We start from the raw sequence: 24,383 nt of genomic DNA on the forward strand, positions 1-24,383 counted from the left end.
CATCTGAAAAGTATAACGCAGAGCGCCTGTAGCCCTACTATGCTACAGGCGCTCTGCGTTATAGCCATTGTAAAATTCCTTTTGTAACTTGCCCGAACTTAAATAATTAGGCTAGTATACTTTTAAGTCATTTGTGGCGTATTAATCTTTGCATAGCCCTTAAGCCAGAACCATATACTTATAGATGCTCCGAAATATCCTGCTATTTTGTCTGCCCTTTTTGTTAATTGCTTTTGCCTTTCAGGCGCAGGCTCAGAAAACGATCAGGATAAGCGGCACGGTGCTGCAGCCAGACAAAACTACTCCCATTCCGGGGGCCAGCATTATAAAAGTGAATTCCCAGATGGGTGTTATATCTGATGAAAAAGGTAAATTTCTAATTGACATTGCCCTGGAAGACACTTTACTGATCAGAGCCATCGGCTTTAAATCGCTGCTATACTTGCCCAAACAATTACCTGTATCTGAGATCCGGGTAAATATTGTGCTGCAGGAAGATAGCGTAATGTTGGGTGAAGTAGAGATTACCAGCCGCCCTTCACCGGAGATGATACAACGTGCCCTGCGCAATATGAAGCGTGACCAGACAAGCCAGGTGAAGAAACCCGGTTACATTCCCGGTTTAGAGCCTCCCCCTCCCGCTGCACCGGCTGCACCTACTATTATGAGTCCGGCAAGCTTGCTTTACGACATGCTGTCAAGAGAAGGGAAAGAGAAAAAAAAGCTGCAGGAGCTATTATTGCTGCAGGAAATAGAACAGATGCGTAAGGAAAAGGAAGAGTATAATAAGTTCTTTAAAGACAATACCGGGTACGAGTAAGGGCGGCAGCCAAACAATAACCGCTTGCGTAGGTTAAACAAATAAGCTTAGCACCTGCGCCTATGAAAATCGGATATCCCTGTATTAACCAAACTCTCGACTGCAGTTCCTCCCGCACTTTTCGCCTGGCTTCGTACTCCGAAGAACGCCTGATCGAAACAGTAGAGCAAAACCTTGCCTGCCTGAGGCGGATACTGGAGTATAATGTACAACACGGTCTACTCTTTTTCCGCCTCACTTCAGACCTTGTCCCATTTGCTTCGCATGAAGTGAACACTTATAACTGGAAGGAGCACTTTAAATTGACCTTCCGGAGGCTTGGCTCCTACATCCGGAATAATAACATGCGCATTTCCATGCACCCGGACCAGTTTGTGGTGCTCAATTCCCCTAATCCTCAAACAGTAAAAAACAGCATAGCAGAACTGGAGTACCAAGGCAGCGTACTGGATCTGATGGGCCTTGACACCACTGCCAAATTACAGATACATGGCGGCGGCGCGTACGGCGACAAGCCGGCAGCCATCCAGCGATTTGCTGAAGTATATCATACCATGTTGCCTGAAGCAGTAAAGGCACGGTTGTGTGTGGAAAATGATGACAGGACCTATACTTTACAGGATTGCCTGCAGTTGCATGAACTTACCGGCATGCCGGTAATATTTGATAACCTGCATCATGAATGCGTAAACAACGGAGAACCTCTGTACGAGGCCGTTCAACTGGCAGCCACTACCTGGCATCCTGAAAAGGATGGGCTGTTAATGATGGACTATAGTTCACAGGCTCCTGCGGAGCGCAAAGGAAAACATACTCAAAGTATACAAGAGCAGCTCTTCCATGATTTCTTAGCTGAAACAGAGGGCCTGGATATGGACCTGATGCTTGAAATAAAGGATAAAGAAGAAAGCGCGCTTAAAGCGCTGGAAATAGCAAAAAGTATGGGTAGGGTACAGCTACAAAGCAGCAATTAGATGATATAACCACTCTGCCAACTCCCATAGCCCCCAAAGCATTAGCACGAAGAGCACAACAATTCCGATCAGAACACCTATAATAACTTTTTTGCCACTACCCTGGTATTTTCCTTCCTCGTAATGCGCCCGCAACATACGCACGTTACGCTCATTGGCTTTGTAAAAGAAGTCAAAGATATTACCCAGCACAGGAATGCTACCGATAACGGTATCCAAAGCAATGTTTAACAGCATAAGCACTACCAGTTTGTTACTGGCCCCGTGCCTGGCCATCGTCATTACAATAGTAGCCGAAACTGCAAAGGAAGCCAGGTCTCCGGCAACCGGCACAAGCCCTAACAGGGGATCCAGCCCAAACCTGAACTTGGTGCCCGGCAGCCTGAACTGGCTGTCCATCAGGCGCACCATATGATCAATCCATTTCAGGCTTTCAGTTTGTGGGGTGCGGGTATAGCGGTTGTTTTGCTCTATCATACGCGCTTATACGAATAGATGCAAAAAACGGTATGTTTTATTCCCTGCTCTTCTGCCAGCGATAAATAGTGTAAAAGTTTCCCCCTAATTCTTTCTCCTTTTTCTAAATGCCTTGTCCCGCTGCTTACGCTGTTTACCTAAGCTCTTTGATCCATTCCACTTCTTGTTCTTGCTCTCCTGGCGGCCGTTGTTAAAGCGCATGCTTCTGCGGTCATCATCCAGTACAATAGCTTTCTTGCTTCTAGCCAAAGGTGAGCAGGAGGCGATCATAAGGCCAAACAGAAGCGCAAGTAATCCTTGTTTAAAAATTCGCATAAGTTAATATTTGTTTTCAGTCTTGAATCTTTAAAGACCGGTTTAACAGAATTGGTTCTTTAAGATTTGGGTATACTTTATAAATAAACAATGGTTTAGTATAAAAAATATTATACTGTTTTTAAAAGCAATAAAAAGGTAATTCATTTTACTGGTAAAATGATATTCACAGCATTAAAGTACAAAAAAGGCGCTGAAACAACTAAGTTTTCAGCGCCTTTTTAAACCGATATAAAAATATATTAATCTTCTTTTTTACCGTTCCCTTTCTTTTTATGCTTTGTGTGTCCCGGGTTTGTAGTGTGCGGGTGATGGGGGTTGTTAGGATTTTTGTACCAACCCTTGTGCAAGCCATTATCATGTCGGCTATTGGCTATGCGCACCTGCTTGCCATCGATAATTATTATTTTCCCTGTGCTGTTTGGCTTTGATTTAGAGGAAGAACAGGATACGATCAAAAATGCGGAGGCCATTACGACCAGCCCTTTACTAAGGTAATTCATCAGGATATATAATTGTATGCAAGGCTTAACGCAGGTACAACCACAATAGTATAAGCAGCCATAAAAAAAGTATGACCGTGAGGATCATACTTCAAATACTACTATTTCAGTAAGGGCTTATCTTCCGAAATCGTCCTGAACCCGTACAATGTCTTCTTCGTCAGAAGGCTTTTCTAGATCTGTGTGCTGCCATATTTCTGCCAGTACACTCCACTCATTAAGCCCTACCAACCTGTGGCGTTCACCCTGCTGAAGCGTTATTAGTGTACCTGGCTCCAGCTCCTGCAGGTCGCCTTCCTGGTCGGTGGCACTCGTTACTACACCAACCTTGCCTTGTAACACCTTCCATATTTCCGCACGGCGGTGATGGTACTGCCAGGAAAGCCTCTTGCCTGGCGCTACCAGTAAAAACTTTGGACTAAGCTTACCCGATATTTTTAATTCTTCCAGGGGAATGCCTGTAAAGTATTTCTCTGCGAACTCCTTGGCCTGGTCTTCATTTATAACAAAGAAACCGCCCCAAGGCCTGGAATCGTCTTTTTTTACAATCTCAAAATTACTATTTGTAAGCTCCTGCTCTATCTCCTGAAACAGCGCCTCTTTCTCGTTCTCATTGATCATCCGCAAATGTTTTGTATTAACTGGCAAGTATAGGTCACAGATATTTTAAAGTAAAGAGATACTGATAAATTAATATTAAGTTGTTGTAAGCACATGGATTAATTATAACGCGAAGACAAAGGAAATAACAGCAGCTCAAAGTGAGGTAAGGCTTGAAAGATACTATCTGAAGAAAATTATAGCAGAACAAACAGTTGCTGTTGGCCTGAGCAAACGAGGATCCACTTACTTGATTCAGCTCACCGGTTTCCGGAAGCTCCTATTTGTGGTTTACCTGTTACAGGCCTGCTTTGAAATATGCTAGTCCACGCTCACGCTAAATTTGTCCTGGGTGTTGTATTTTTGTGGTTTGCCCAAAGAGACCATCCACCTGTCGTATGTTGCTTTGGCTAACCATTGCACCACGTAATTATCCTTTAACTCGCTTACAGAAGCAGCTTCACTAGCCAGCTTCTGCGCTATTTCAAATAGCGAACTCTTCTTGCTGTGGTGGAAGATAAATGCGGCATAAAACTTATCCATTGGCTGGCTGATCTTATTATCCCTGTAAAGCTGGCTGACTTGCTCAAGCCTTATACTATCTCGCTTCACCATGCTGTCATTAAGCATGCCAAGATATGCTTTGATGGTCATTCGGTCAGCCTGGTCAGTATTATAGGCGTAAGCTAACTTATCACTCACATCACCGGAACGTACCACAGCAGGCTCCAAAGGGCGAAAGAGTCCGGCTATAACCCCGGACACACATACAGCTATTATTATCAAAGGTACTTTAAACCACCTTGCACTAAGGCTGGTGCGAAAAACTTTAACTGTACCTGCCACCAGTATAACTGCAAAACTCAGAACAATTATCGCCAGCAAAAGAAGACTAACCAGGTTGTACATAAAAGAAAGTATGCCAACAATGATTAGGATAACGAGCAGAACCAGGTTTTTCTTCATTTTGCTTTTATTATGATTTCGTTTGTGCCAAAGCCACTCTAGTATGCAGTGAGCAAGGCATAGCCAACGCTTTGTTCATAAGACTTTCCTCGAAGCTGCCCATTCATACTCTCCTTTATTTTTTAATAATATACCTATTTCGGTATTATGCACATCACCGGAACCCAACCTGGCAGCGAGGGTTTGTACTGTTCTTGAAGCGTTGTAATTAGTCGTTTAATTTACTAATTAAATTATTTAATGAAACTTTTGCCTCCTTCATTACTGGTAAGAGTGGCCAAATATGTGGCATTTTTTTTCCTTCAATTATTTCAATATCCACTTTAGCATCAATGCATTTTTCGATTGCCAATTTTTGATCGGGATAAGTAATGTCCTTATCTGCTATATAAAGAATTGTTTTTGGGAATTGTTCAAAGCTGCCATACAAAGGTGAAATCATTACATTTTTAAGATCATGGGTCTCTGCACACATTCTTTTTGCACTTAACACTCCTGCTTTTGATAGTATGGGGTCCACTGCATCCAACTTTTCTATTTCAGGATTCGACATCGATGCATCCATAACTGGTGAAATAAGAATTATTTTACTTGGTAGTTCTGCCCCCTTTTTAACAAGGCGTTGAGTCAAGGCTGTAACTAAGGTCCCTCCCACAGAATCTCCAATCAACGAAATCTGAGTTGGACGATAATTCTCTAAAGCAACCTTGTATATGGAATCTATATTCGCTGATATTTCAGATATATTACTCTCCGGAGCTTTAGGATAGCTACACATCCAAATCGTATGACTTGTTTGAGTAGCAATTTCTTTAATAGCATCCCAGTGATGTTGTGCTGGGCCAGAAATAAAGGCACCGCCATGAATGAACAGCAACAGGTTCTTAGAATTTCCACACCGTTCTATTTCAGTAATTACGGAATTTGAAACTTTAAAAGTTCGTACTTTATTCTGCTTAAAAAGCTTACCCCCTGGATGATGAACATCTCCTTTCCTTATTTTTTTGTAGTCTATTGGGTCCAGACTAAAGTTCTTTTTAAGACCTTTCAGCCTTATCACCAATAAAGTAATATAGTATGTTAGGCTTTGTTTCATTGTTTTCTCTCAATTACTCAATGGTTTTGCTAATTGCTTTGGCAGGCTTAGAAGTAATATTCTACTAGCCTATAAAAAGCTACAATGAATCGCTTATTCTAAACTACAGCGATAGCAATAAGCAGTGGTTAGCTAGCGGTTTTAGTCTAAATTAGTTCAGACTCTAAGGCTGTCTCTACCACTTTACCTTTACTTATAGTTACCTTGTAAGCCTTATCTGTTGTATTTTGAGTAATAACTCTTCTCAATTGGGTGCCTTCAAAGTAAAGACCGGCTGTTTCATCACAAGCATATCCTGGAAGCAACCTGCCTTCTTCAACCATTTTTAAGTATAAAGAACGCCTTTCTGCTTCAGTGTGGTAATGTGGACAGTTACTTCCTTTCAAGAATCCTAATCCTTTCACGGCAGTATAATTCTCCGGCCTAGAATCAGAAAGCCCCTCTTCAAACCAACAAATTGCCCCTGCGCTTGGTCCTGATAAAACTATTCCTTTCTCCCAGGCTTTCTTCAAAACGATGTCAATGCCTTGTGCTTTCCATAATGCTAAAGCATTCAAAGTATTGCCGCCTGTAACTAGAATAGCATCCATTTGTAATAGTGTGTCTTCGAAAGGTGTTTTCTGTTCTGCACTTGTTACAAAGACTTTTTGCACATAAGGTTGTACTGGCAGTTCTTTCGCTATTTCAAACCATTTGTTGATGTAAGCTTCACTATCTCCCATTGGAGTCGGCAAGAAACATATTTTAGGATTTTCTTTTCCTGTGAGGGAAATAAGATGCTTGATGGTTTTAAGGTCATATCCCCCACCAGTTAGGAATATCTTCCTTATTTCCAGTTTTTGTGCGAACAACTCAACATTTCCAGCGATGGAAATGCCAACGGTTGCAACTGTTGCATTTCTTATAAAATCTCTTCTTCTCATGTTTTTTAATTTTCAGCTAACTACAGGCTTGCAGGAGTACCTACTCCAACTAGCTGCACTATAGGTGGTGGTGTTCGGCTGCATTTTAAATACTTTTTTTCGCACATACATCACCAGCGCTCATATCCATAGCACACTCCTAATATACCGTATTTCTATAAATTATCAAGCGGGCTCACGATTTTATCCAACCCGTAACGGGTTGCATGTGTATACACTTCGGTGGTCTTGCTGCTCAGGTAGCCAAGTAAAAGAATCATTTCTCCCGACCTTATTCGGCTTTTCCGGATAGATCCTACTACTAAATAAGTATAACATGGAGAAAAGAAGCGACCAATAGTCCCTTTAACCATCTTGGCAGTAGGACTACTCTATCGCATCTCTTTTAGTGAAGCCCCAAGCTATAAAAAACAAATAGCTGACACGCAGCAGCAATCCATTATAGCTTGGATCATATTCACTTTAGTTGGCAAATCCGCACATTTACTAAAATGTACACAAATCAATGCGGGAACTATCGATGCGTAATTATTTAATTTTTAGAACAGGAGAATGAAACCGAAGTATGTCTCACCTGACATGTAGTACAGGCTGGAGTAACCAATATCGCTTAAAAGCAAAAAAGCCTGTAAATACGTGATTTACAGGCTTTTTTGCACTAATAATGTGGAGATGCAGGGATTCGAACCCTGGTCCAGACAAGGAAACCGTCGTGCCTTCTACATGCTTAGACGCTAGTTGGATTGTCGGGAGCTTGCGGGCCTAGGTCAAGCCTATGCGCACTCCTTAGATGCTTAATTTCGCCTGTGCACCGCACCTTTACACAGACTAGTAAAACGGATCGAAGCCTCTAATGTGCAAGCAGTTTCACGAAACCTGCACGAGACTATGGCAATTGCTTAATACCTAGATTAAGCAGCCATGGCGTAGTTATATTCGCCAGTTATTGTTCGAACGAATTTTTAACAGGTGTACATTCCCCACCCGACATGCTTACACGCAATCTGCACAAGCTGTCAATTCCGGTCATCCCCAATAAATAAAGAACGAATTCTTACAATATTTATACTTCAAGAAGTATGCCACAAATATACAAAAATTAATGGGCTTTTGGCCGTTGCCGTTAAATAAACGAGCAGCAACGGCCAAAAGGTTTCATCCATTCTAAAGCGTGGGCTTATCGTGCATTTATCTATGAGCTGTAGGAGTTGCCACAGGCAGAACAGGTGCCTGGTATAAGTCAACCAGGGAGTTGGTGTACTTGTACGTATTCATTGGAAACTTCTTCTGAAACACTTTTGGTTGCTTTGCTCCTACCGGTATCAGCATCAACGACTGCTTCGAATCAACGGTTTCCCTGGCAAAATCTACTCCTTCACGGTTATCGAACTTCACATCAAAGTAGTACAGGTACGGATACACCCAATTTACGTATTGCGCCTTGTTTGTCCCTGAGAGGCTACTGATCTCCAGTTTGTCGAAGTTTTTGGCTATTGCCTGCTGAAATTCCACTGCATTCAGCGGCACATTGTTCAGCACAGGCATTACGTCAAACTGTCCGTCCAGCATCACCCATTTCTTCATGTCTGGCAGGTATACTTCCAGCAGCACATGGCCTGCACCAGACTCAATGGTCTCTACATCTTTCATCTTAAGCCCCATCGTGCGGGCTGGTAAACCAATGGCATTCAGGCAAGCTGTGGTCACAATGCCATATTCTACACAACGGAACTGCTTGCCTCCTTTTACCTCTTCCAGTATAGTCAGTGCATCGCTCTTGGTAGGCTGATTCATTCCATTGTGCTCCCACTGATTATGCACCCAATTCACCATTCTAAGCGCTTTCTCAGTATCGTTGGCAGCTCCTGCCACAATGGCATCCAGGTTGTACTGCGAGCGTAATGTTTGCATATAAGGATTATTTGTGTTTTGCTCATAGAACAGCGTATAGCCCGGGATCTTATTGGTTGTATTAAACTGCTGCGCTTCAAATGCATAGCCTTTTAACTCTGTAAGGGCATAGTCCTTGTTGTTCAACAGCACATAGAACTGGTAAGATTTACCTGGCTTTACATTGAAGCTGATAGAATCTGAATCAGTATAAAAAGTAACAGGCTGCTTTTTTGAATGCACCGGAACTTTCATTACATCAGGAGAGATCTCAGGCGTGATGTTCCAGTTTCCCTGTACTAACTCCTCCCCTATTTTATAATCTGCAACCTTAGAGCTTGCTTCTATAACAGGAAGGCCCTTGTATGTTTTTTGAGCGATGGCTGGCGCTAGCAGCACCAACAGCATAAACAGAAATGATAGTGACTTTTTCATAGTTTTAAGATTGTACTAAATGGCTAATTGATACTAGTTTTATTTTGTGTGTAGTAGGTTGCGGTTTAATTTTTTCTGTGATCCCAGCTTTCAGTTCTACTTTCCTGGTTTGCTGAAACTGCATATGAAATTTGAATGCCAAAAACACAATTAATTGATATTCAAATAATTATAAATTATAAAAATTTAAATATGTACGGTTCCGATACACTTGTACCTGATACACATGTGCGCTTTTGGAACATTTCGCAACATGTTGTGGCTGTGCTACAGGCTGGTTAATAGCCTGCATCATAAATAAAGGCGGCAACCCTGTAAGCTAAAATGCTTACAGGGCTGCCGCCTTTTGACCCGACAAGTATGATAGTTATTAGCGCTTTGCCTGCGCTTTCGTGTTCTGTTCTTTCAGGTGCTTCAGGGCGCGATCCAACACAGGGTCCTTCTTCTGGATATAGTCCTGCAACGTCATCTTTACTTCAATGTCTGGTTTCACGCCATAACCCACAAATTCTCTGCCGTCGGGGTAAGTGTCTTTTTTGGTGCAGATGCGGGCAACGCCGCCGCCTGGCAGGTCAAACATAAACGGCTGACCGGTGCTTCCGAATGAGTTTTCGCCAATCCTCGTCATGTGAGGCTGGTTATCGGCATAGATCAGGAAATCTTCGGCGGCAGAGGCGGTTTTATGCCCGATCAGGATAATGGTGGGTACAATCACCTTCTCGTTTTGCTTTACCTCATTCCGGTCTGGTGCATAGTCAAACTCATACATCAACTTATCCTGGTAAGCGTTCAGCGATTTAGCGGCCCAGGCATTGCCAACAGTATCTTTAGGCTCAGTAAACTTACCCCAGGCTTTAAAGCTCGCCAGATGCTGTCGGGTTGTATTTTTTGAGCCATACAACAGCGTGTCCGGCGACAGATAGTTCAATATCTCACGGCCTATTTCGGTATTCCCCCCGCCATTGTAGCGCAAGTCAACTATAAGGGCTTTGGCTTTGCGCAGCTCCGGCAGTTTTTCCAGGAACATCTCGTTTATTTTTGGATCATGGAAGCCATTCAGTGCCAGGTAAGCGGTCTGGTTCGGCAGCCACTTCAGTTCCAGCAACTCACGTTTCTCTAAAGCCGGGTACACCTCCTGTTCCGCGGTTTTGGCATGTGTCAGCGTCAGGCTCTTTACCTTACCCTTAGGGGTTCTGTACTTGATGTCATAATTCTCTCCCACCAGGCCTTTCAGCAAGTCCTGAATTGCCCAATCCATCAGCACATAATCCGTAGACGATGAGATGTAGGGCAGCACATGCTGTTTCAGATAATCCGAAGTCGCCATACCGTTCACCTCTATAATCTCGCTGCCTATGGGCACCTCATCCTTCATGCTCAGGTTGGTTCTGGTAACTACTGCTTTGTTATCGATGTTGCTCAGAAAGATTTTATACTTACCGAACGTGTTTCGGTGAACCAGTGAGTCTATACTTCTAGGGAAGTAAATGTTAGTGTGTCCGTCGTTCAGTAAGGCGCAGAACTTCTGCAGCTCCCGGTAATATTCGTAGTCATTTTTAGTGTTCTGTACTGTAGTTATCGCTTCACGATAAGCATTCTCCCATTTGCTACGGTCCACCTTATCCAGGTACACGAAGTTATAGTTTGCCTCCTGCCAGAATTTAGACAGGCCATATACTTTGTCAGCCGGGCTGATCGTATTGGGTATTTGCGCTTTAACGGCAAAAGCGGTCAGCAGCAGCAGGGCAATAAGGTACTTTTTCATGGTTTGTATTCTATACTTCTTTTTAGAGATATTTTATTCTGTCCGGAGAGAGCTTATGGGTGTATTTACCGCCGTTTTAACGGCATGGAAACTAAGAGTAACCAAGGCAATGATAAAGGTAGCGATGAAGGCCACGGCAAAGATCCACCAGCTAAGCTCCATGCGGTCAGCGTAGTCGTTTAACCAGTTGCTCATGAAGTACCAGCCAAGCGGCAGGGCGATCAGGTTTGCGATCAGCACCAGTTTCAGGAAATCCTTGCTCAGCATATACACGATGCTGGAAACGGAGGCACCCAGCACTTTGCGGATTCCTATTTCTTTGGTGCGCTGCTCTGCTGTAAACAGGGCCAGACCAAACAAGCCAAGGCAGGAGATAAAGATGGCAATGCCTGCAAAGTATTTTGTCAGCTGCCCCATAATGGCCTCGCTCTTGTACATCATCTCATAATCATCATCCATGAAGTGGTATTCGAACGGGAAAGCCGGGTTATGCTTCTTCAGGACTCCTTCCATGGCAGCCAGTGTTTCAGTGGTTTTACCGGGTGCAATGCGCGCCAGCATCAAATTACTGTGGCCCGGATCCAGCCTGATCACAAGAGGCTGCACTTTCACCATCACCGGCACTGTATGGAAGTTTTTCACCACGCCAACTATGTGGCCTTTGTTACCCCACTCCAGCCACTCTCCCACCGGCTCTTGTAGTTGCATCAGGCGGGCAGCTTCTTCGTTAATTAAAAATGCTGCGGTATCGGTGCCAAACTCCTTAGAAAAGTCCCGACCACTTTTCAGCTTGATGTCAAGCGTTTTCAGAAGGTCATAATCCGCGCTCATCACGCTGAAAAGGATATCCGCATTGGGATCTTTGCCTTTCCAGTTAATGCTGGTGGAGTTGCCTACCATCATCGGGTTCTGGTCTGTGGAAGAAACAGCAAGTATGTTCGGGTTGTCCAGCAGCTCATTTTTCACCACCTCATAGCGATCTCTCAGGTTGCCTTCTATTGGCACATACACCAGGTTCTCACGATCCATGCCGATATCTTTTGTGCGGATATAGTGCAGTTGCAGGTACACAACAAGCGTGCTGATGATAAGCAAGCCAGACAGGATGAACTGGAAAACCACCAGCCCTTTGCGAAACACCCCTACTCGCTTATTCAGCTTTACTGTACCTTTTAGCACCAAAGCCGGGTTAAACGACGAAAGGAAAAAGGCCGGATAGCTACCAGAAAGTATACCCGTCAGCAGGGCTACGCCTAACAACATGGCTATCAACTGCGGGTTAAACAGGTCAAGTTCTACAAACTTTCCTGTCAGGTCGTTAAACTGAGGCAACAGCATGCCGGCAAAATTTACAGCCAGGAACAAGGCCAGAAACGCAACCAGCACCGACTCCACCATAAACTGCTTGATCAGCGAAGATTTATCGGCTCCAATGGCTTTGCGAACGCCTACTTCCTTGGCGCGTTTGGCAGAGCGTGCCGTGGCCAGGTTCATAAAGTTTATGCAGGCGATAATAAGTATGAAAATAGCCACAATCGTAAACAGACGCACATTCTCGATTCTTCCACCACCAACTTTACCTACTCTGAAATCGTCGTGTAAATACATATCGCTTACTGCCTGCACAAAGACGTCTGACCTGGACTCTTTGCTGTGGTTGCGGATGATAGGTTCGATCTTCTTATTGAAAGCGTCCACGTCGGTGCCCGGCTTTAGCTGCACAAAGGTGCGGATACCATAATTGTCCCAGCTCTTCGTCCACTGGTGCATTGGTTGGGTAGCAAGATCCTGGTAAGGCATCAGGTAATCGAACTGCAGCGAAGAGTTTTTGGGCACATCTTTCAAAACTCCCGCTATGCGGTAACTGTCCTGGTTGTTCACCTTCACTACTTTATCCAAGGCGGCGTCAGCAGAGCCAAACAGGCTGATGGCCTTTTCCTCTGTAATGACCATTGTTCTGGGCTGGCTTAACACCTGCTCCACGTTACCCTGCAGCAACGGGAAAGTAAAGATCTTCAGGAAAGAAGGGTCAACGTAACGGCCTGTCAGCTTTAAAGCCTTATCGCCAAAGGTAAAAAGCTGCATCGAAGGCCAGTTCATACGCGCTGCCTGTTTCACTTCCGGCATTTCCTCCTCCAGCGCTTCAGCTAAAGGGCCAGGGTTGGCATCTGTGTTAAGATCCTCTGCACCAGGATAATGCTGAATGACCCGAACGCGGTATAAATTGTCAATATCTTTATGAAAACGATTAAAGCTGAATTCATCCTTCACCCAAAGCAGGATCAGGATGCTACAAGTCATACCTAATGCCAGGCCGGAAATATTGATGAGCGAGAAGACCTTGTGGCGCATCAGGTTGCGGTAAGCCATTTTGAGGTTGTTCGTATACATAGTTTTAAGTGTTGAATTGGTACAGTGGCTCAGAAATTTTAAAAGTAAATTTCTGCTCTATGGCAAAGTCACAAGAAATTAAAATGCCAAACATATAAATACCTATAAATCAACATTATACCCACAGTTGCCAGTTTAAAAGTGTTCGCTTCTGATACACCTGCACGCGTTACACCTGTGCGCTTCCGGTACAGGTCTGAACATAGCATTTATTCTCTCTCCAAAGTCTGTTTCGGCTGTTTTTAATTTTATCAGATAGAATAGTTATATTCGATTTCTCAATCAGAATTTTGCTCCCATGGCCACTGTAAAAAATGCCCGCGTATTGGTGGTAGACGACGAAACGGACGTGCTGTTCGCGATGAAGCTGCTACTTAAAACCGAGGTAAAGGAAGTAGTTACCGAAAAGAACCCTGAAAATTTGCTTGGTTTATTAGAGCGGCAGAAGTTCGATGTCATTTTCCTGGACATGAACTTCAAAAGCGCCCTCAACACCGGTAACGAAGGTCTTTACTGGCTCCGCCAGATCCTTGACAGAGACAAAGATGCTTCGGTAATTCTGATCACGGCGTACGGGGATGTTGAACTGGCTGTACGCTCTCTGAAAGAAGGCGCCGCAGACTTTATCGTGAAGCCCTGGCACAATGACAAGTTACTGGAAACATTTCACCAAACGCTCGAGAAACGGCAGCAGAAAGCTAAAGGAACTGCCAGTGCTTCCACTCCTAAAAGTACCAGTATTCTTGGTGAATCAGAAGCCATAAAAGAGGTGCTCTACAAGATTGAAAAAATAGCCCCAACCGAGGCGAACGTACTTATACTTGGCGAGAATGGTACCGGCAAAGAGCTTGTTGCAAAGGCACTGCACGAGAAGTCGTTTAGGGCTAACAAGCCTTTTGTAAGCGTAGATATGGGTGCCCTGACCGACTCGCTTTTTGAAAGTGAGTTGTTCGGTTATAAGAAAGGCGCTTTCACAGACGCCCGCGAAGACCGTCCCGGACGTTTTGAGGCGGCCAACGGTGGCACCTTGTTCCTGGATGAGATCGGTAACATCTCCCCGCATATGCAGGCAAAGCTACTCACAGTGCTGCAGAACCGGCAGGTAACGCCACTGGGCTCTAATACGCCCGTGCCCGTGGATATTCGCCTGATCTCGGCCACCAACGAGCCTATTTATGAGCTGGCGGCCCGAAATCAGTTTAGAAAAGACCTTATTTACCGCATAAATACCGTAGAGATCACGCTACCGCCACTGCGCCAGCGCCACGGTGATGTGGAACTGCTGGCCAGGCATTTTGCTGCCATCTACGCCCAAAAGAATCATAAGCCTACCCCTGATTTTGCACCTGAAACGCTTCAGAAACTAAAGCAGCACAGTTGGCCGGGTAACGTGCGCGAACTGCAGCATGCTGTGGAGCGAGCCATTATACTGGCAGAAGGCAACGTGCTGCAGCCACAGGATTTCAGCTTTTCGCCTGTAGAGATGGCTCCCGCTGCCCCTGCCGCATCTTTTATACCTGAAACACCGGTGCCATTAAGTGAGATCGAACGTGAAACCATTGTAAGGGTGCTGGAGAAAAACAAAGGCAACATTTCTAAAACAGCCAAAGAACTAGGCCTGACCCGTACTGCCCTTTACCGCCGCCTGAGCAAACATGATATTTAAGCGCCTTGAGTTGGGACTTTTGGTCCGGTTTATCCTGCTACTGGGGATGATGTTCCTGACGGTTCTGTACCTGACGCAGTTTACATGGCTGCAGGTTACCTCTGGCATACTCATAATGCTGGCACAGGTTTGGGAGTTGGCTGTTTACGTTACCCGCAGCAACAATGAGCTGGCCCGGTTTCTGGAAGCCGTTAAGCAACGTGACTTTTCACAGCGCTTTAACGAATATACCACCAACAGTTCGCTGCGCCAGCTGCATCATGCTTTTAACCTGATCAACGATACTTATAAGCAGTTACATGTTGAGCAGGAGGCCCAGTTCCAGTACATGCAGACCATCCTCCAGATGATTGATACAGGGATCATAGCTGTGAACGAAGAGACTGGAGAAGTGGAGTGGGTGAACGACGCGTTTAAAAAGATCCTGCACCTACCCTACCTCAAGAGCATCAATACCCTGGAACCACGTTACCCGCTACTTTATGAGACACTGCTAAGTATAAAAGCAGGTGACAGTAAACTGGTGAAGCTGAAATTACAAGATGGCCAGACACAGCTACTTCTATCAGCAACGGCCTTTGTGATGCAGCGCCGCCCCCTGCTGCTCATCGCACTCAAAAATATAAGCGCTACCGTAGATGCCACTGAAACCGAGGCCTGGCAAAAACTGCTGCGCGTGATGACGCATGAGATCATGAACTCGGTAGCCCCTATTGCCTCCCTGGCCGATACTCTGGAACGCCACCTGCACATGGCGCGGGAACAACAGGAACTGGAACCGGAAGCAAACCCTGACCCTGAACTATTGCAGGATACGGAAGAAGGAATCTCCATCATCAAGAAGCGAAGTGAGGGACTGCTGCGCTTTGCGCATTTCTACCGCAACCTGAGCAAATCGCAGGAGTTGATGCTGACCACGGTGTATGTGCAGGAGCTGTTTAGAAGTATAAATGGCCTGATGCGTCCGCAGTTAGAAGAGCAGGGCGTTAAGCTTGATTGCCATGTAATACCTCCTAACCTAACTCTCTATGGTGATGTAAACCTGCTGGAACAGGTGCTCATCAACCTGATCCTGAATGCAAAACGTGCCGTACTAGGCCGGCCTGAGCCACAGGTCATACTTACCGCCGCACAGGAAAATGGCAAAACAGTGATTGAGGTGCAGGATAACGGTACTGGTATTCCGGAGGATATTCTGGAAAGCATCTTTATTCCCTTTTTTACATCCCATAAAGATGGTTCCGGCATCGGACTCAGCCTTGCCAAACACATCATGCTACTACACAAAGGCACGATACAGGTAGAGAGCAAAGAAGGCGTAGGTACTGTGTTTAAGCTGGTGTTTAGTATATAATTCTGGAACTGAATATCCCGCTAGCGTTAAAAATATACTTCTTTTAATATTACACCTGCTAAAGCAGCAAACATTTAAAGGATTAGTTATTTTTGTGCTCATTCTGTCAAAATATCTATGAAAAAACTATATCGCTCCGAAAATAACTGCCTCAACTGCAATGCAACCATTCCTGATAAATTTTGCACGAGCTGCGGACAGGAGAACCTGGAATTACACGAAAACTTCTTTCACCTGGTCCTCCACAGTATAGGTCATTACTTCCATTTCGAGTCTAAGTTCTTTAAAAGTATAGCGCCGTTACTAACCAAACCGGGTTCTCTGACAAAGGAGTATTTTGCAGGCAAACGCGCCTCACACCTCAACCCGGTTAGCATGTACATCTTTATCAGTATCTTATTCTTTACGCTTTTTACTGCTAACACTCACATTAACAGGAAGGATATTTTAAAAGAGGATACCGCAGAAGAGATCACTGTTGCCAATGCAGAAACCGAAAAAGATAAAACCACTACAGGCAACCCGGAATCTAAAAAGGCAGCAGATCTCCTGAACAAAGATCAATCGGTTAAAGGTAGCGCCGGCAAACGCACAGATGCTAAAGTCCCTACAGCAGTAGAAGCAGGGTCAGAAAATAAAAAACGGCCCTCTATAACGATTGGCGGAAACAACATAGTAACAAACACACTACAGACAAAATTTAGGGAAGTGCTGGACGATGATGTAAACAGTGAACTTTTCCAAAATAAGCTGCTCAGTCATTTACCCAAAATTATGTTTATTCTGCTTCCCCTGTTTGCCCTTATCCTAAAGCTGGTAAACCGTAGATCCAGGAAGTATTATACCGAGCACCTGATCTACTCTATACATGTGCACTCGTTCCTTTTCCTGTTCGGCTCTATACTCATCGTTCTAAAATGGATGCTCCCTTTCATTTCAGGTTTGATACAGTTTGCGGGTTTTCTGATTGTAACCTGGTACATCTACCGGTCCATGCGCAACTACTACGGGAGCAAGCGGTGGCGTACTGTTTATAAATTCCTGCTACTGGCTTTATCTTATACTTTCCTGTTGCTGCTAAGCGGATTTATAGTTCTTATTGCTATACTTTATTCCATGTAGCATACGTAACATCTCATACTTTACTATTCTGGATCCTCCTGTTTACTGCCTTTTTCAGGATAATTATTGAAGTCATTATTGATTTTTAACTGCACCCCTATGCGCACTGCTATCAGCCTTGCATCCTGAAGCTGAAAGTCTGATTTCAACTAATCTTTGTTGCTTTCGTTCATACTCGCATTAGTATAAATCCTAATCCAACAGCAACTTCCGAACGATGAGCGCAACCGGCCTACAGCAGCAAGTAACTGATATTTTAGCAATCGCTGACGTCAAAATTAACGGCCCTGACCCCTGGGACCTGCAGGTGCATGACGACCGGTTTTACAAGCGTGTACTCACAGAAGGAACATTGGGGCTGGGCGAATCCTACATGGATGGCTGGTGGGACTGCGACAGCATTGATGAATTTGCCTTTAAAGTAATTCGGGCCGATCTGTACAAACAAGCAAAGTTTGGCTGGAAAACTATTCTGCAAATGCTATTGGCCAAAATCCTGAACATGCAGGCCAAAGGCAAAGCCGAACGAAATGCACAGCGACATTACGATATTGGTAACAACCTGTACCAGCTGATGCTGGATAAGCGCATGGTTTACAGTTGCGGTTATTGGAAAAATGCTGATACCCTGGACCAGGCACAGGAAGCGAAACTCGACCTGATCTGCCGGAAGTTGAGGCTGCAACCAGGCCAGCGCGTGCTCGACATCGGCTGCGGCTGGGGCAGTTTTGCCAAATATGCTGCCGAAAAGTATGGCGTAGAGGTAGTTGGTGTTACTGTGTCGAAAGAGCAGGTAGCGCTCGGACGCGAAATGTGCAAAGGCCTGCCGGTGGAGCTTCGGCTGCAGGACTACCGCGACGTGAACGAAACTTTTGACCACGTGGTATCAATAGGCATGGCCGAACATGTGGGGTATAAGAACCACCGTACCTATTTAAAAACTGCAGCAAGATGCCTGAAAGATGACGGGCTTTTCCTGTTGCACACCATCGGGGTAAATTACTCTAAAACATCAGCCGACCCGTTTACAGATGCTTATATCTTCCCAAACTGCCTTATCCCTTCCGTAAAACAACTGGGTGCAGCCATGGAACATACATTTATTGTGGAAGACTGGCACAATTTCGGCCCCTATTACGATCCCACCCTCATGGCCTGGTTCCGCAACTTTGACGCAAATTGGGAGCAACTGCAGGGAGAATATGGCGAGCGTTTTTACCGCATGTGGAAGTATTATTTATTATCCAGCGCCGGCTCGTTCCGGGCACGCAACAACCAACTCTGGCAGTTGCTACTATCCAAAAAGGGAATTGTAGGTGGCCTGGAGGAGATCAGATAATGTAGCGGACAGAAAATACAGGAGCCCTGCCACAGCTTATCAACTGCGGCAGGGCTCCTGCGATGTTAAATACTTAATAAGCGTTGTTACTTCACGAGCAGCATCGTGCCAGAGCGTGAAACACTTCCGTTTATGATTCTGTAGATGTAGACGCCACTCTTCTTATTAGTGCCTTTAAAGCTGTAGCTATACGTTTTACCGCTGTCTGCATTGCCTTCAAAAAGTGTTTCCACCTCACGACCGGTAATGTCGTACACCTTCAGCAAAGTATAACCAGTCTCTTTTGCCTTAAAGCTGATAGTGGTGCTTTCAGAGAATGGATTCGGATAGCTTTGTATAAACTCGGTATCCTCCTCCTTAACCAACCCGGACGCAGCAATCGATGCAGAAGCTACACTCATATTCAGGCTGCAGTCTCCAAGTTTGCCGCCTGCTTTGGTCAGCATCGCGTCCACTGCCCTAGGGTCGGCGCAGTTGTTCTCGCCATCCACACATACCATCACCTTGTCACGCTTCTTTTTATCGCCGCATCGCACATCCACTACCGTAATAGTGATGGTTGCCTGGCGCTTGCACTTAAACTCATTTAAGGCTGTAACGGTAAAAGTATAACTGCCAGCTTTCGTAGGGGTGAACACAGGCTCCGCAGCAGTAGTACTGTTTAACTCTGTTGCGCCAGGTCCGCTCCATTTATAAATATTAGTAACGTCGCCGGTAGCTTTTAGCTTCACACTTTGCGGACCATATCCAAGGTATATGTTGGTAACAACTCCACCAGTATATACCGAAGACATGGCAACAGCCTCAACAACAGGTTTTTCGCATGCATACATAGGCGGCACATCATAGGCTTCCTCCTGGTCAAACCTGCTTAAGTTAGATCCTTGCTTTGCACTGAAGCCCAAGCCACGCTTAGCAAAGGCCCGCCAGATCAGCTCCTGATTAGCCCCGTTATAAAGCGCCTGGTCTGCTAAAAGTATAGCATCGCGTCCGTCCACAAATCCTGGACGGCAAGGTTGCATTTTCAGGCCATCTATCACCAGTTGCATAGCCATGTTATTTCCACCTTTACCATTGTATAAGTCTTCGTCAAAGCCATACTTATCCACCATGTCCCATGTCATATCCCAGAGCATGGTGGCCCACACAAATCCCACACCGTGTGGAGCGGTGATAGCCGGGTTATTTGTAGCAGCATAGGTAAAGCCATTGACACTGAAGCTGGTGCTGTAAGGAGCAGGTCTGATACCGCCGCCATCTGTTTGCTGGTTACTTACATAAGTACCTATTCCCCTCACCTTCGTGCGGGTGTCGCCGGGCTTCATCGTCATCATCAGTCCGAACCAGTCGCTCCAGCCTTCGCCCATTTGCTCTGTATAAATAATATCTCCGTTAGGATACTGCAGCGCACTGGCAAGGCAGGAAGACGCATCAGGCCCACCCGTTAAGCGGTTGGATATACCATGGCCATACTCATGCACGATAATGCCATTATCAAAATCCCCATCCATTTCAGGATTCCCAAAATCTTTCAGGCTCACCACTACTTCTATGCCTGCATTTAATTGTTCACGTATTTTAGCACCTGTTACATCGCTCACCATTACAGCAGGAATGTTAATAGGCTCAGTTGGTGTGCCTCCCATGCTGATAGGTGCTCCGGACACACTATTGATCACGACAACAGCAACTGCACCCGCTGCCTGCGCATTTTGCACTTTAATTGTAAAAGCACAGGTACCTCTGTACACTACTGCAATGTTTCCGCTTATATCGCTTGCATTAGTAAATGCATTACACCCTTCGTTGCTCACATTATCCTGGGCCAGAACTAGTTTACCTGTAATGGGAGTGGGCGATAATTTTGGCCCGAAACTGGCACCTGCGATAGGATATGTACCGGCTACTGAGGCCGGAGAGACAACGGTAAACGCCTCAGGGTCTGTTTTAGCGCTCCATAAATACATCTGCATGCGGGGTGCAAACCCATCGCGGGGAGTAGAGAAATTGGCGTTGTTACGTGTGGTAGCTATGTTTCTGCTATCTTGTGCCTCTGCCAGCACCGGGTCGCCGGCTGCACCGCCCTTTCCATAGTTATTAAGCTGGAAGCTTCCGCTAGTCTCATCAAAGCCATACTGATACCAAACATCATGCACCAAATTATTCCAATAGAAGAGGTTTGTGATGGCAGCATCGCGCGAGTTAACCGGCTCTTTGGTAAAATCTATCTGGAAGTTGAAGTTAGAGGTTTGGCCACCATCCGGGCTGTAATTATTTAAGTAGCTGTTGTTATTATTAGGATCCTCGTAGGCAAACACATTATTACCACGTGTTATGGTCTCAATATTCCAGCCATAAGGAGAGGCAGACTGATTGGCCGCTGAGGTACTGATGATAGAGCGATCCCCGTGGATTGGACTTTCGTGCGGCATAGCAAACACATTGAAACCGGTTACTTCAGCCACACTGACAGCCGTTGCTGGGCTGGCCACATTAGGCGAAATCAAATTGTGACTGTGGCTATCGTGCAGAAACGAGCCATTGACTCCATTATTCTCAAACTGGCAGTGTACTACCATGTTATCCTTATCCAATACCTCTCCATTACTGGCATCTAACCGGATATTCCACCAGTTCTGGGCATCAAGTTCATAAATAGAGACCTCCCAGGCAAGTCGTAGGCTTCCATCTGCCATCGGCTGGTATACCAGTTTAGCAGGAATCGGCTCCAGCGAAATTCCTCCCGTTGAAAACAGCACCTCACGGTTTCTGCCACTCCCTTTTTCCTTTACTGTAAGTTGCTCTTTAAGCGAGGTGTTCAGGTAGCGGGCTGCAGCTGCCACTGCGCTCTGGGCATCTAAACTCACCTGGTTGTCTTTCACCTTCTTGCTTACTTTGGCGTTTAAGCGGTTTCCCATTGTAACTACTTTATCATCCTTATCCAGGCTGATGTTTGTCAGGGCACCGTGAATTTCTATTCCCTGGTAAAGCTGTTTAAGGTAATAGTGTTTCATGCCACTTTTCTTACTTTCAGTAGCACTACTCAATTCCAGTTCCGCAATGTCTGCATCCTCAAGACCAAGCTTTTGCTTGTTCTTCTTGATATGATCAAGTGCAGCCTGTGGAACTTCTTTTTTCTCGGACCTGCCCGTTCCTTGTCCATAAGTAACGGTACAACCAAACAGCATGGCCACAACTATAGCCAGCCGCGTGTAAACGCGTAAATTTTTGCCCATAATAATAATGATTATAATTTTATAAGGAATAATCAAAGTATTACGTCCTGCTTCACCGTTTAGTTCATATTTGATACTCGAAATAATTTATTTTTTTATTCATATTTTTACAACTACATTACATAGCTCTTAAATATATTTCTATATAGCTATTAACATGATAAACCACCTCCTAAAACCCTGCTGGCAAAGGCATTACTTCACATTTAATTTTTTTTAACCGGAGGTATAGCAATCGACAAACAAAGTTTGCACATCGAATCTATATTCAAATTGTTATATTCTTAAAATCAGAAAACCGTGTTATAACTTCAACTGAACAGAGAAGATCAATTTGCATCAATACATTGGATATAACTTATGTTACAAGAGCATTTTGGTTCAGCTCGATATTACTACAACCGGATTGGTCTATGCCCTTTATTAAAGGCTGGATGAACTGTTTTTACCTTGCAACTGTGATGATAGAAGTAATCCTGAATAGTGGATAACTCTCTGGAAAAGTACTGGATAAAAAGCACTCCCAAGTCAGCTTCAGATTGATTATCTTTGTAGTAATGGAAAATTTTGTAGTATCAGCGCGTAAATACCGTCCGACCACGTTCGACAGCGTGGTGGGGCAGCATCATATAACCAACACCCTTAAAAACGCCATCAGCAGTAAGCATCTGGCGCAGGCCTTCCTTTTCTGCGGACCACGCGGCGTGGGTAAAACCACCTGTGCCCGTATTTTGGCCAAAACCATCAATTGTCAGAACATCACACCAGAGGTAGAAGCCTGCAACGAGTGTGAGTCGTGCCGCAGCTTTAACAGCAACAGCTCGTTCAACATCCATGAGCTAGATGCTGCCTCAAACAACTCTGTAGAGGATATCCGGAACCTGGTGGAGCAGGTGCGTTATGCGCCGCAAACAGGCAAGTATAAGATCTACATCATAGATGAGGTGCACATGCTCTCGAACCAGGCCTTCAACGCATTCCTGAAGACCCTGGAAGAGCCGCCTTCCTATGCTATTTTCATATTGGCTACCACAGAGCGTCACAAGATCATCCCAACCATACTTTCACGTTGCCAGATCTTCGATTTCAACCGGATCAGGATCGAGGACATGGTGCGCCACCTGGGTAGCATTGCTACGAAGGAAAGTATAGATGCCGAATCGGATGCGCTGCACCTGATCTCTCAGAAAGCCGATGGAGCGTTGCGCGACGCCCTGTCTATTTTCGACCAGATGGTGACCTTCTCGGGCAGTAACGTGACATACAAGGCTACTGTAGAGAACCTGCACATCCTGGATTATGATTACTACTTCCGTTTAACAGATCACCTGCTGGAGCAGAACTTATCTGGTTCGCTACTATTGTTCGATGAGATCCTCAAGAACGGATTTGATGCCCATAATTTCCTGATCGGTATCGGGGAGCACTTCCGTAGCCTGCTGGTGTGTAAAGACCCACAGACAGTGCAGCTGCTGGAGGTATCGGATAACATTAAGGCCAAATATGCAGAGCAGTCGCAGAAAGCTTCTGTATCATTCCTGCTGTCTGGCCTGAACCTGGTAAGCACCTGCGACACGAACTATAAGAGCAGCAAGAACCAACGCCTGCACGTAGAGTTGTGCCTGATGAAGATGGCGCACCTGCATGCAGCCCTGAGCTTTGCTCAGGAAGGAGAAGTATCAAAAAAAGCTAAGGTAGCGGCTCCGGCACCAGCCCCTACCGTATCAGCAGGTGCCACGCCAGCCGCAGCCATGCAACCACCGCATGCGCCTAACGCTGTGCCCTCTCAGCAAATGCAGCAGCCAAGCCCGGGCACTGTGCCATCGGAGCGGTTACAACCTCCTCACGCACCCACTCAAGTGCCGTCAGAAGGATTGCAGCAGCCACCTAAGCCACAGCACGTAACACCGGATGCTCATATTAGTCCTCCGGAAGCAAAAGCTGCCCCGGAGCAACCACGCTCCAAAGTGCAGCTGCCGCCGCCTAAAAAGCTAAGCAAGCTCCCAAGCCTGAAAGACCTGCAGCACCAGCAAGCCGCAGCGGCAGATGTGGCTGTTGTGGAAGAGGAGGAAGAAACGAACTATGGCGCTATTGTGCCAGTAGATGAGGCCAGGTTAAAGACAGTGTGGCACGCTATTCTTCGCCGAAAAAAGGCAGAGAATATGATGGAGTTTACACTTCTGAACCGCCAGTACCACATCGGCCCTGAAAATGAGGTCATTCTTCACCTGGAAAACCACGTGATGATGGATCAGTTTACCGCACTTCGCCCGGACATACTTCGGGAGCTGAAGAAAGAGACCGGTAACAAGAATATCAAACTGAGAGCAGAAGTTGTGGAAATGCAGGATGAAGGAAGAAAGCTGTATACATCGCAGGACAAGTTTAACTACCTGGCAGAGAAATTCCCGGTTATCGTCGATTTAAAGCAACGATTTGGTCTGGACACGGATTTTTAACATCCGTTATACCCTATATTCGTATAGTTCTATCATCACTAACAGCAAAAAC

At 45.4% G+C, this 24,383-nt stretch carries 18 protein-coding genes and 1 other RNA gene; 7 read left to right on the forward strand and 12 right to left on the reverse strand.

Annotated features, from left to right (window positions below):
• Positions 1-184 precede the first annotated feature (184 nt).
• Both ACSX1A_RS14120 and uvsE read left to right on the forward strand, forming a co-directional pair.
• Positions 185-820: a carboxypeptidase-like regulatory domain-containing protein gene (locus ACSX1A_RS14120; protein ID WP_439880288.1), complete on the forward strand. Its 636-nt coding sequence runs from the start codon at positions 185-187 to the stop codon at positions 818-820.
• A 62-nt stretch (positions 821-882) separates the two neighbouring features.
• Positions 883-1,794 carry a UV DNA damage repair endonuclease UvsE gene (gene uvsE / locus ACSX1A_RS14125; protein WP_439880289.1) on the forward strand — a complete coding sequence of 304 codons (912 nt, stop codon included), beginning with the start codon at positions 883-885 and terminating at the stop codon, positions 1,792-1,794.
• On the opposite strand, the gene ACSX1A_RS14130 is transcribed toward uvsE, so the two are convergent.
• From ACSX1A_RS14130 to ACSX1A_RS14180, 11 genes are all read right to left on the reverse strand, one after another.
• Complete coding sequence (locus tag ACSX1A_RS14130) at positions 1,777-2,271, reverse strand: DUF4112 domain-containing protein (protein WP_439880290.1); 495 nt, start codon at positions 2,269-2,271, stop codon at positions 1,777-1,779. The genes uvsE and ACSX1A_RS14130 overlap by 18 nt on opposite strands.
• Before the next feature lie 84 nt (positions 2,272-2,355).
• A complete protein-coding gene (locus ACSX1A_RS14135; RefSeq protein ID WP_439880291.1) occupies positions 2,356-2,586 on the reverse strand; it encodes a hypothetical protein in 231 nt (76 codons plus the stop codon).
• A 242-nt stretch (positions 2,587-2,828) separates the two neighbouring features.
• Positions 2,829-3,089: a hypothetical protein gene (locus ACSX1A_RS14140; protein WP_439880292.1), complete on the reverse strand. Its 261-nt coding sequence runs from the start codon at positions 3,087-3,089 to the stop codon at positions 2,829-2,831.
• Positions 3,090-3,206: 117 nt separating this feature from the next.
• Complete coding sequence (locus ACSX1A_RS14145) at positions 3,207-3,710, reverse strand: phosphoheptose isomerase (protein ID WP_439880293.1); 504 nt, start codon at positions 3,708-3,710, stop codon at positions 3,207-3,209.
• Positions 3,711-4,010: 300 nt separating this feature from the next.
• Positions 4,011-4,655 (reverse strand): hypothetical protein, encoded by a 645-nt coding sequence (locus tag ACSX1A_RS14150; protein WP_439880294.1) that lies wholly within the window; start codon positions 4,653-4,655, stop codon positions 4,011-4,013.
• A 208-nt stretch (positions 4,656-4,863) separates the two neighbouring features.
• Positions 4,864-5,751, reverse strand: coding sequence for an alpha/beta hydrolase fold domain-containing protein (locus ACSX1A_RS14155; RefSeq protein WP_439880295.1), 888 nt, complete (start codon positions 5,749-5,751; stop codon positions 4,864-4,866).
• A 146-nt stretch (positions 5,752-5,897) separates the two neighbouring features.
• Entirely contained in the window at positions 5,898-6,674 is a 777-nt protein-coding gene (locus tag ACSX1A_RS14160; protein ID WP_439880296.1) for a Type 1 glutamine amidotransferase-like domain-containing protein, read from the reverse strand.
• A gap of 664 nt (positions 6,675-7,338) precedes the next feature.
• Positions 7,339-7,708: a transfer-messenger RNA gene (gene ssrA, locus ACSX1A_RS14165) on the reverse strand.
• A 154-nt stretch (positions 7,709-7,862) separates the two neighbouring features.
• Positions 7,863-8,999 carry a transglutaminase-like domain-containing protein gene (locus ACSX1A_RS14170; protein WP_439880297.1) on the reverse strand — a complete coding sequence of 379 codons (1,137 nt, stop codon included), beginning with the start codon at positions 8,997-8,999 and terminating at the stop codon, positions 7,863-7,865.
• A 370-nt stretch (positions 9,000-9,369) separates the two neighbouring features.
• Positions 9,370-10,764, reverse strand: coding sequence for a S41 family peptidase (locus tag ACSX1A_RS14175; protein WP_439880298.1), 1,395 nt, complete (start codon positions 10,762-10,764; stop codon positions 9,370-9,372).
• Positions 10,765-10,797: 33 nt separating this feature from the next.
• Positions 10,798-13,155: an ABC transporter permease gene (locus tag ACSX1A_RS14180; RefSeq protein ID WP_439880299.1), complete on the reverse strand. Its 2,358-nt coding sequence runs from the start codon at positions 13,153-13,155 to the stop codon at positions 10,798-10,800.
• Positions 13,156-13,453: 298 nt separating this feature from the next.
• Between ACSX1A_RS14180 and ACSX1A_RS14185 the strand changes: the two genes are divergently transcribed.
• From ACSX1A_RS14185 to cfa, 4 genes are all read left to right on the forward strand, one after another.
• Positions 13,454-14,821, forward strand: coding sequence for a sigma-54-dependent transcriptional regulator (locus tag ACSX1A_RS14185; RefSeq protein ID WP_439880300.1), 1,368 nt, complete (start codon positions 13,454-13,456; stop codon positions 14,819-14,821).
• Positions 14,811-16,175 (forward strand): sensor histidine kinase, encoded by a 1,365-nt coding sequence (locus ACSX1A_RS14190; protein ID WP_439880301.1) that lies wholly within the window; start codon positions 14,811-14,813, stop codon positions 16,173-16,175. Before ACSX1A_RS14185 ends, ACSX1A_RS14190 begins: the two co-directional genes overlap by 11 nt.
• A 117-nt stretch (positions 16,176-16,292) precedes the next feature.
• Positions 16,293-17,297 (forward strand): DUF3667 domain-containing protein, encoded by a 1,005-nt coding sequence (locus tag ACSX1A_RS14195; protein ID WP_439880302.1) that lies wholly within the window; start codon positions 16,293-16,295, stop codon positions 17,295-17,297.
• A 217-nt stretch (positions 17,298-17,514) separates the two neighbouring features.
• A complete protein-coding gene (gene cfa, locus ACSX1A_RS14200) occupies positions 17,515-18,636 on the forward strand; it encodes a cyclopropane fatty acyl phospholipid synthase (protein ID WP_439880303.1) in 1,122 nt (373 codons plus the stop codon).
• Positions 18,637-18,722: 86 nt separating this feature from the next.
• On the opposite strand, the gene ACSX1A_RS14205 is transcribed toward cfa, so the two are convergent.
• A complete protein-coding gene (locus ACSX1A_RS14205; protein ID WP_439880304.1) occupies positions 18,723-21,872 on the reverse strand; it encodes a T9SS-dependent M36 family metallopeptidase in 3,150 nt (1,049 codons plus the stop codon).
• A gap of 557 nt (positions 21,873-22,429) precedes the next feature.
• Between ACSX1A_RS14205 and ACSX1A_RS14210 the strand changes: the two genes are divergently transcribed.
• Entirely contained in the window at positions 22,430-24,331 is a 1,902-nt protein-coding gene (locus ACSX1A_RS14210) for a DNA polymerase III subunit gamma/tau (RefSeq protein WP_439880305.1), read from the forward strand.
• The last annotated feature ends 52 nt before the right edge of the window (positions 24,332-24,383 follow it).

Origin of the sequence: Pontibacter sp. MBLB2868 (genome assembly GCF_051904785.1) — a bacterium.
GTDB lineage: Bacteria > Bacteroidota > Bacteroidia > Cytophagales > Hymenobacteraceae > Pontibacter.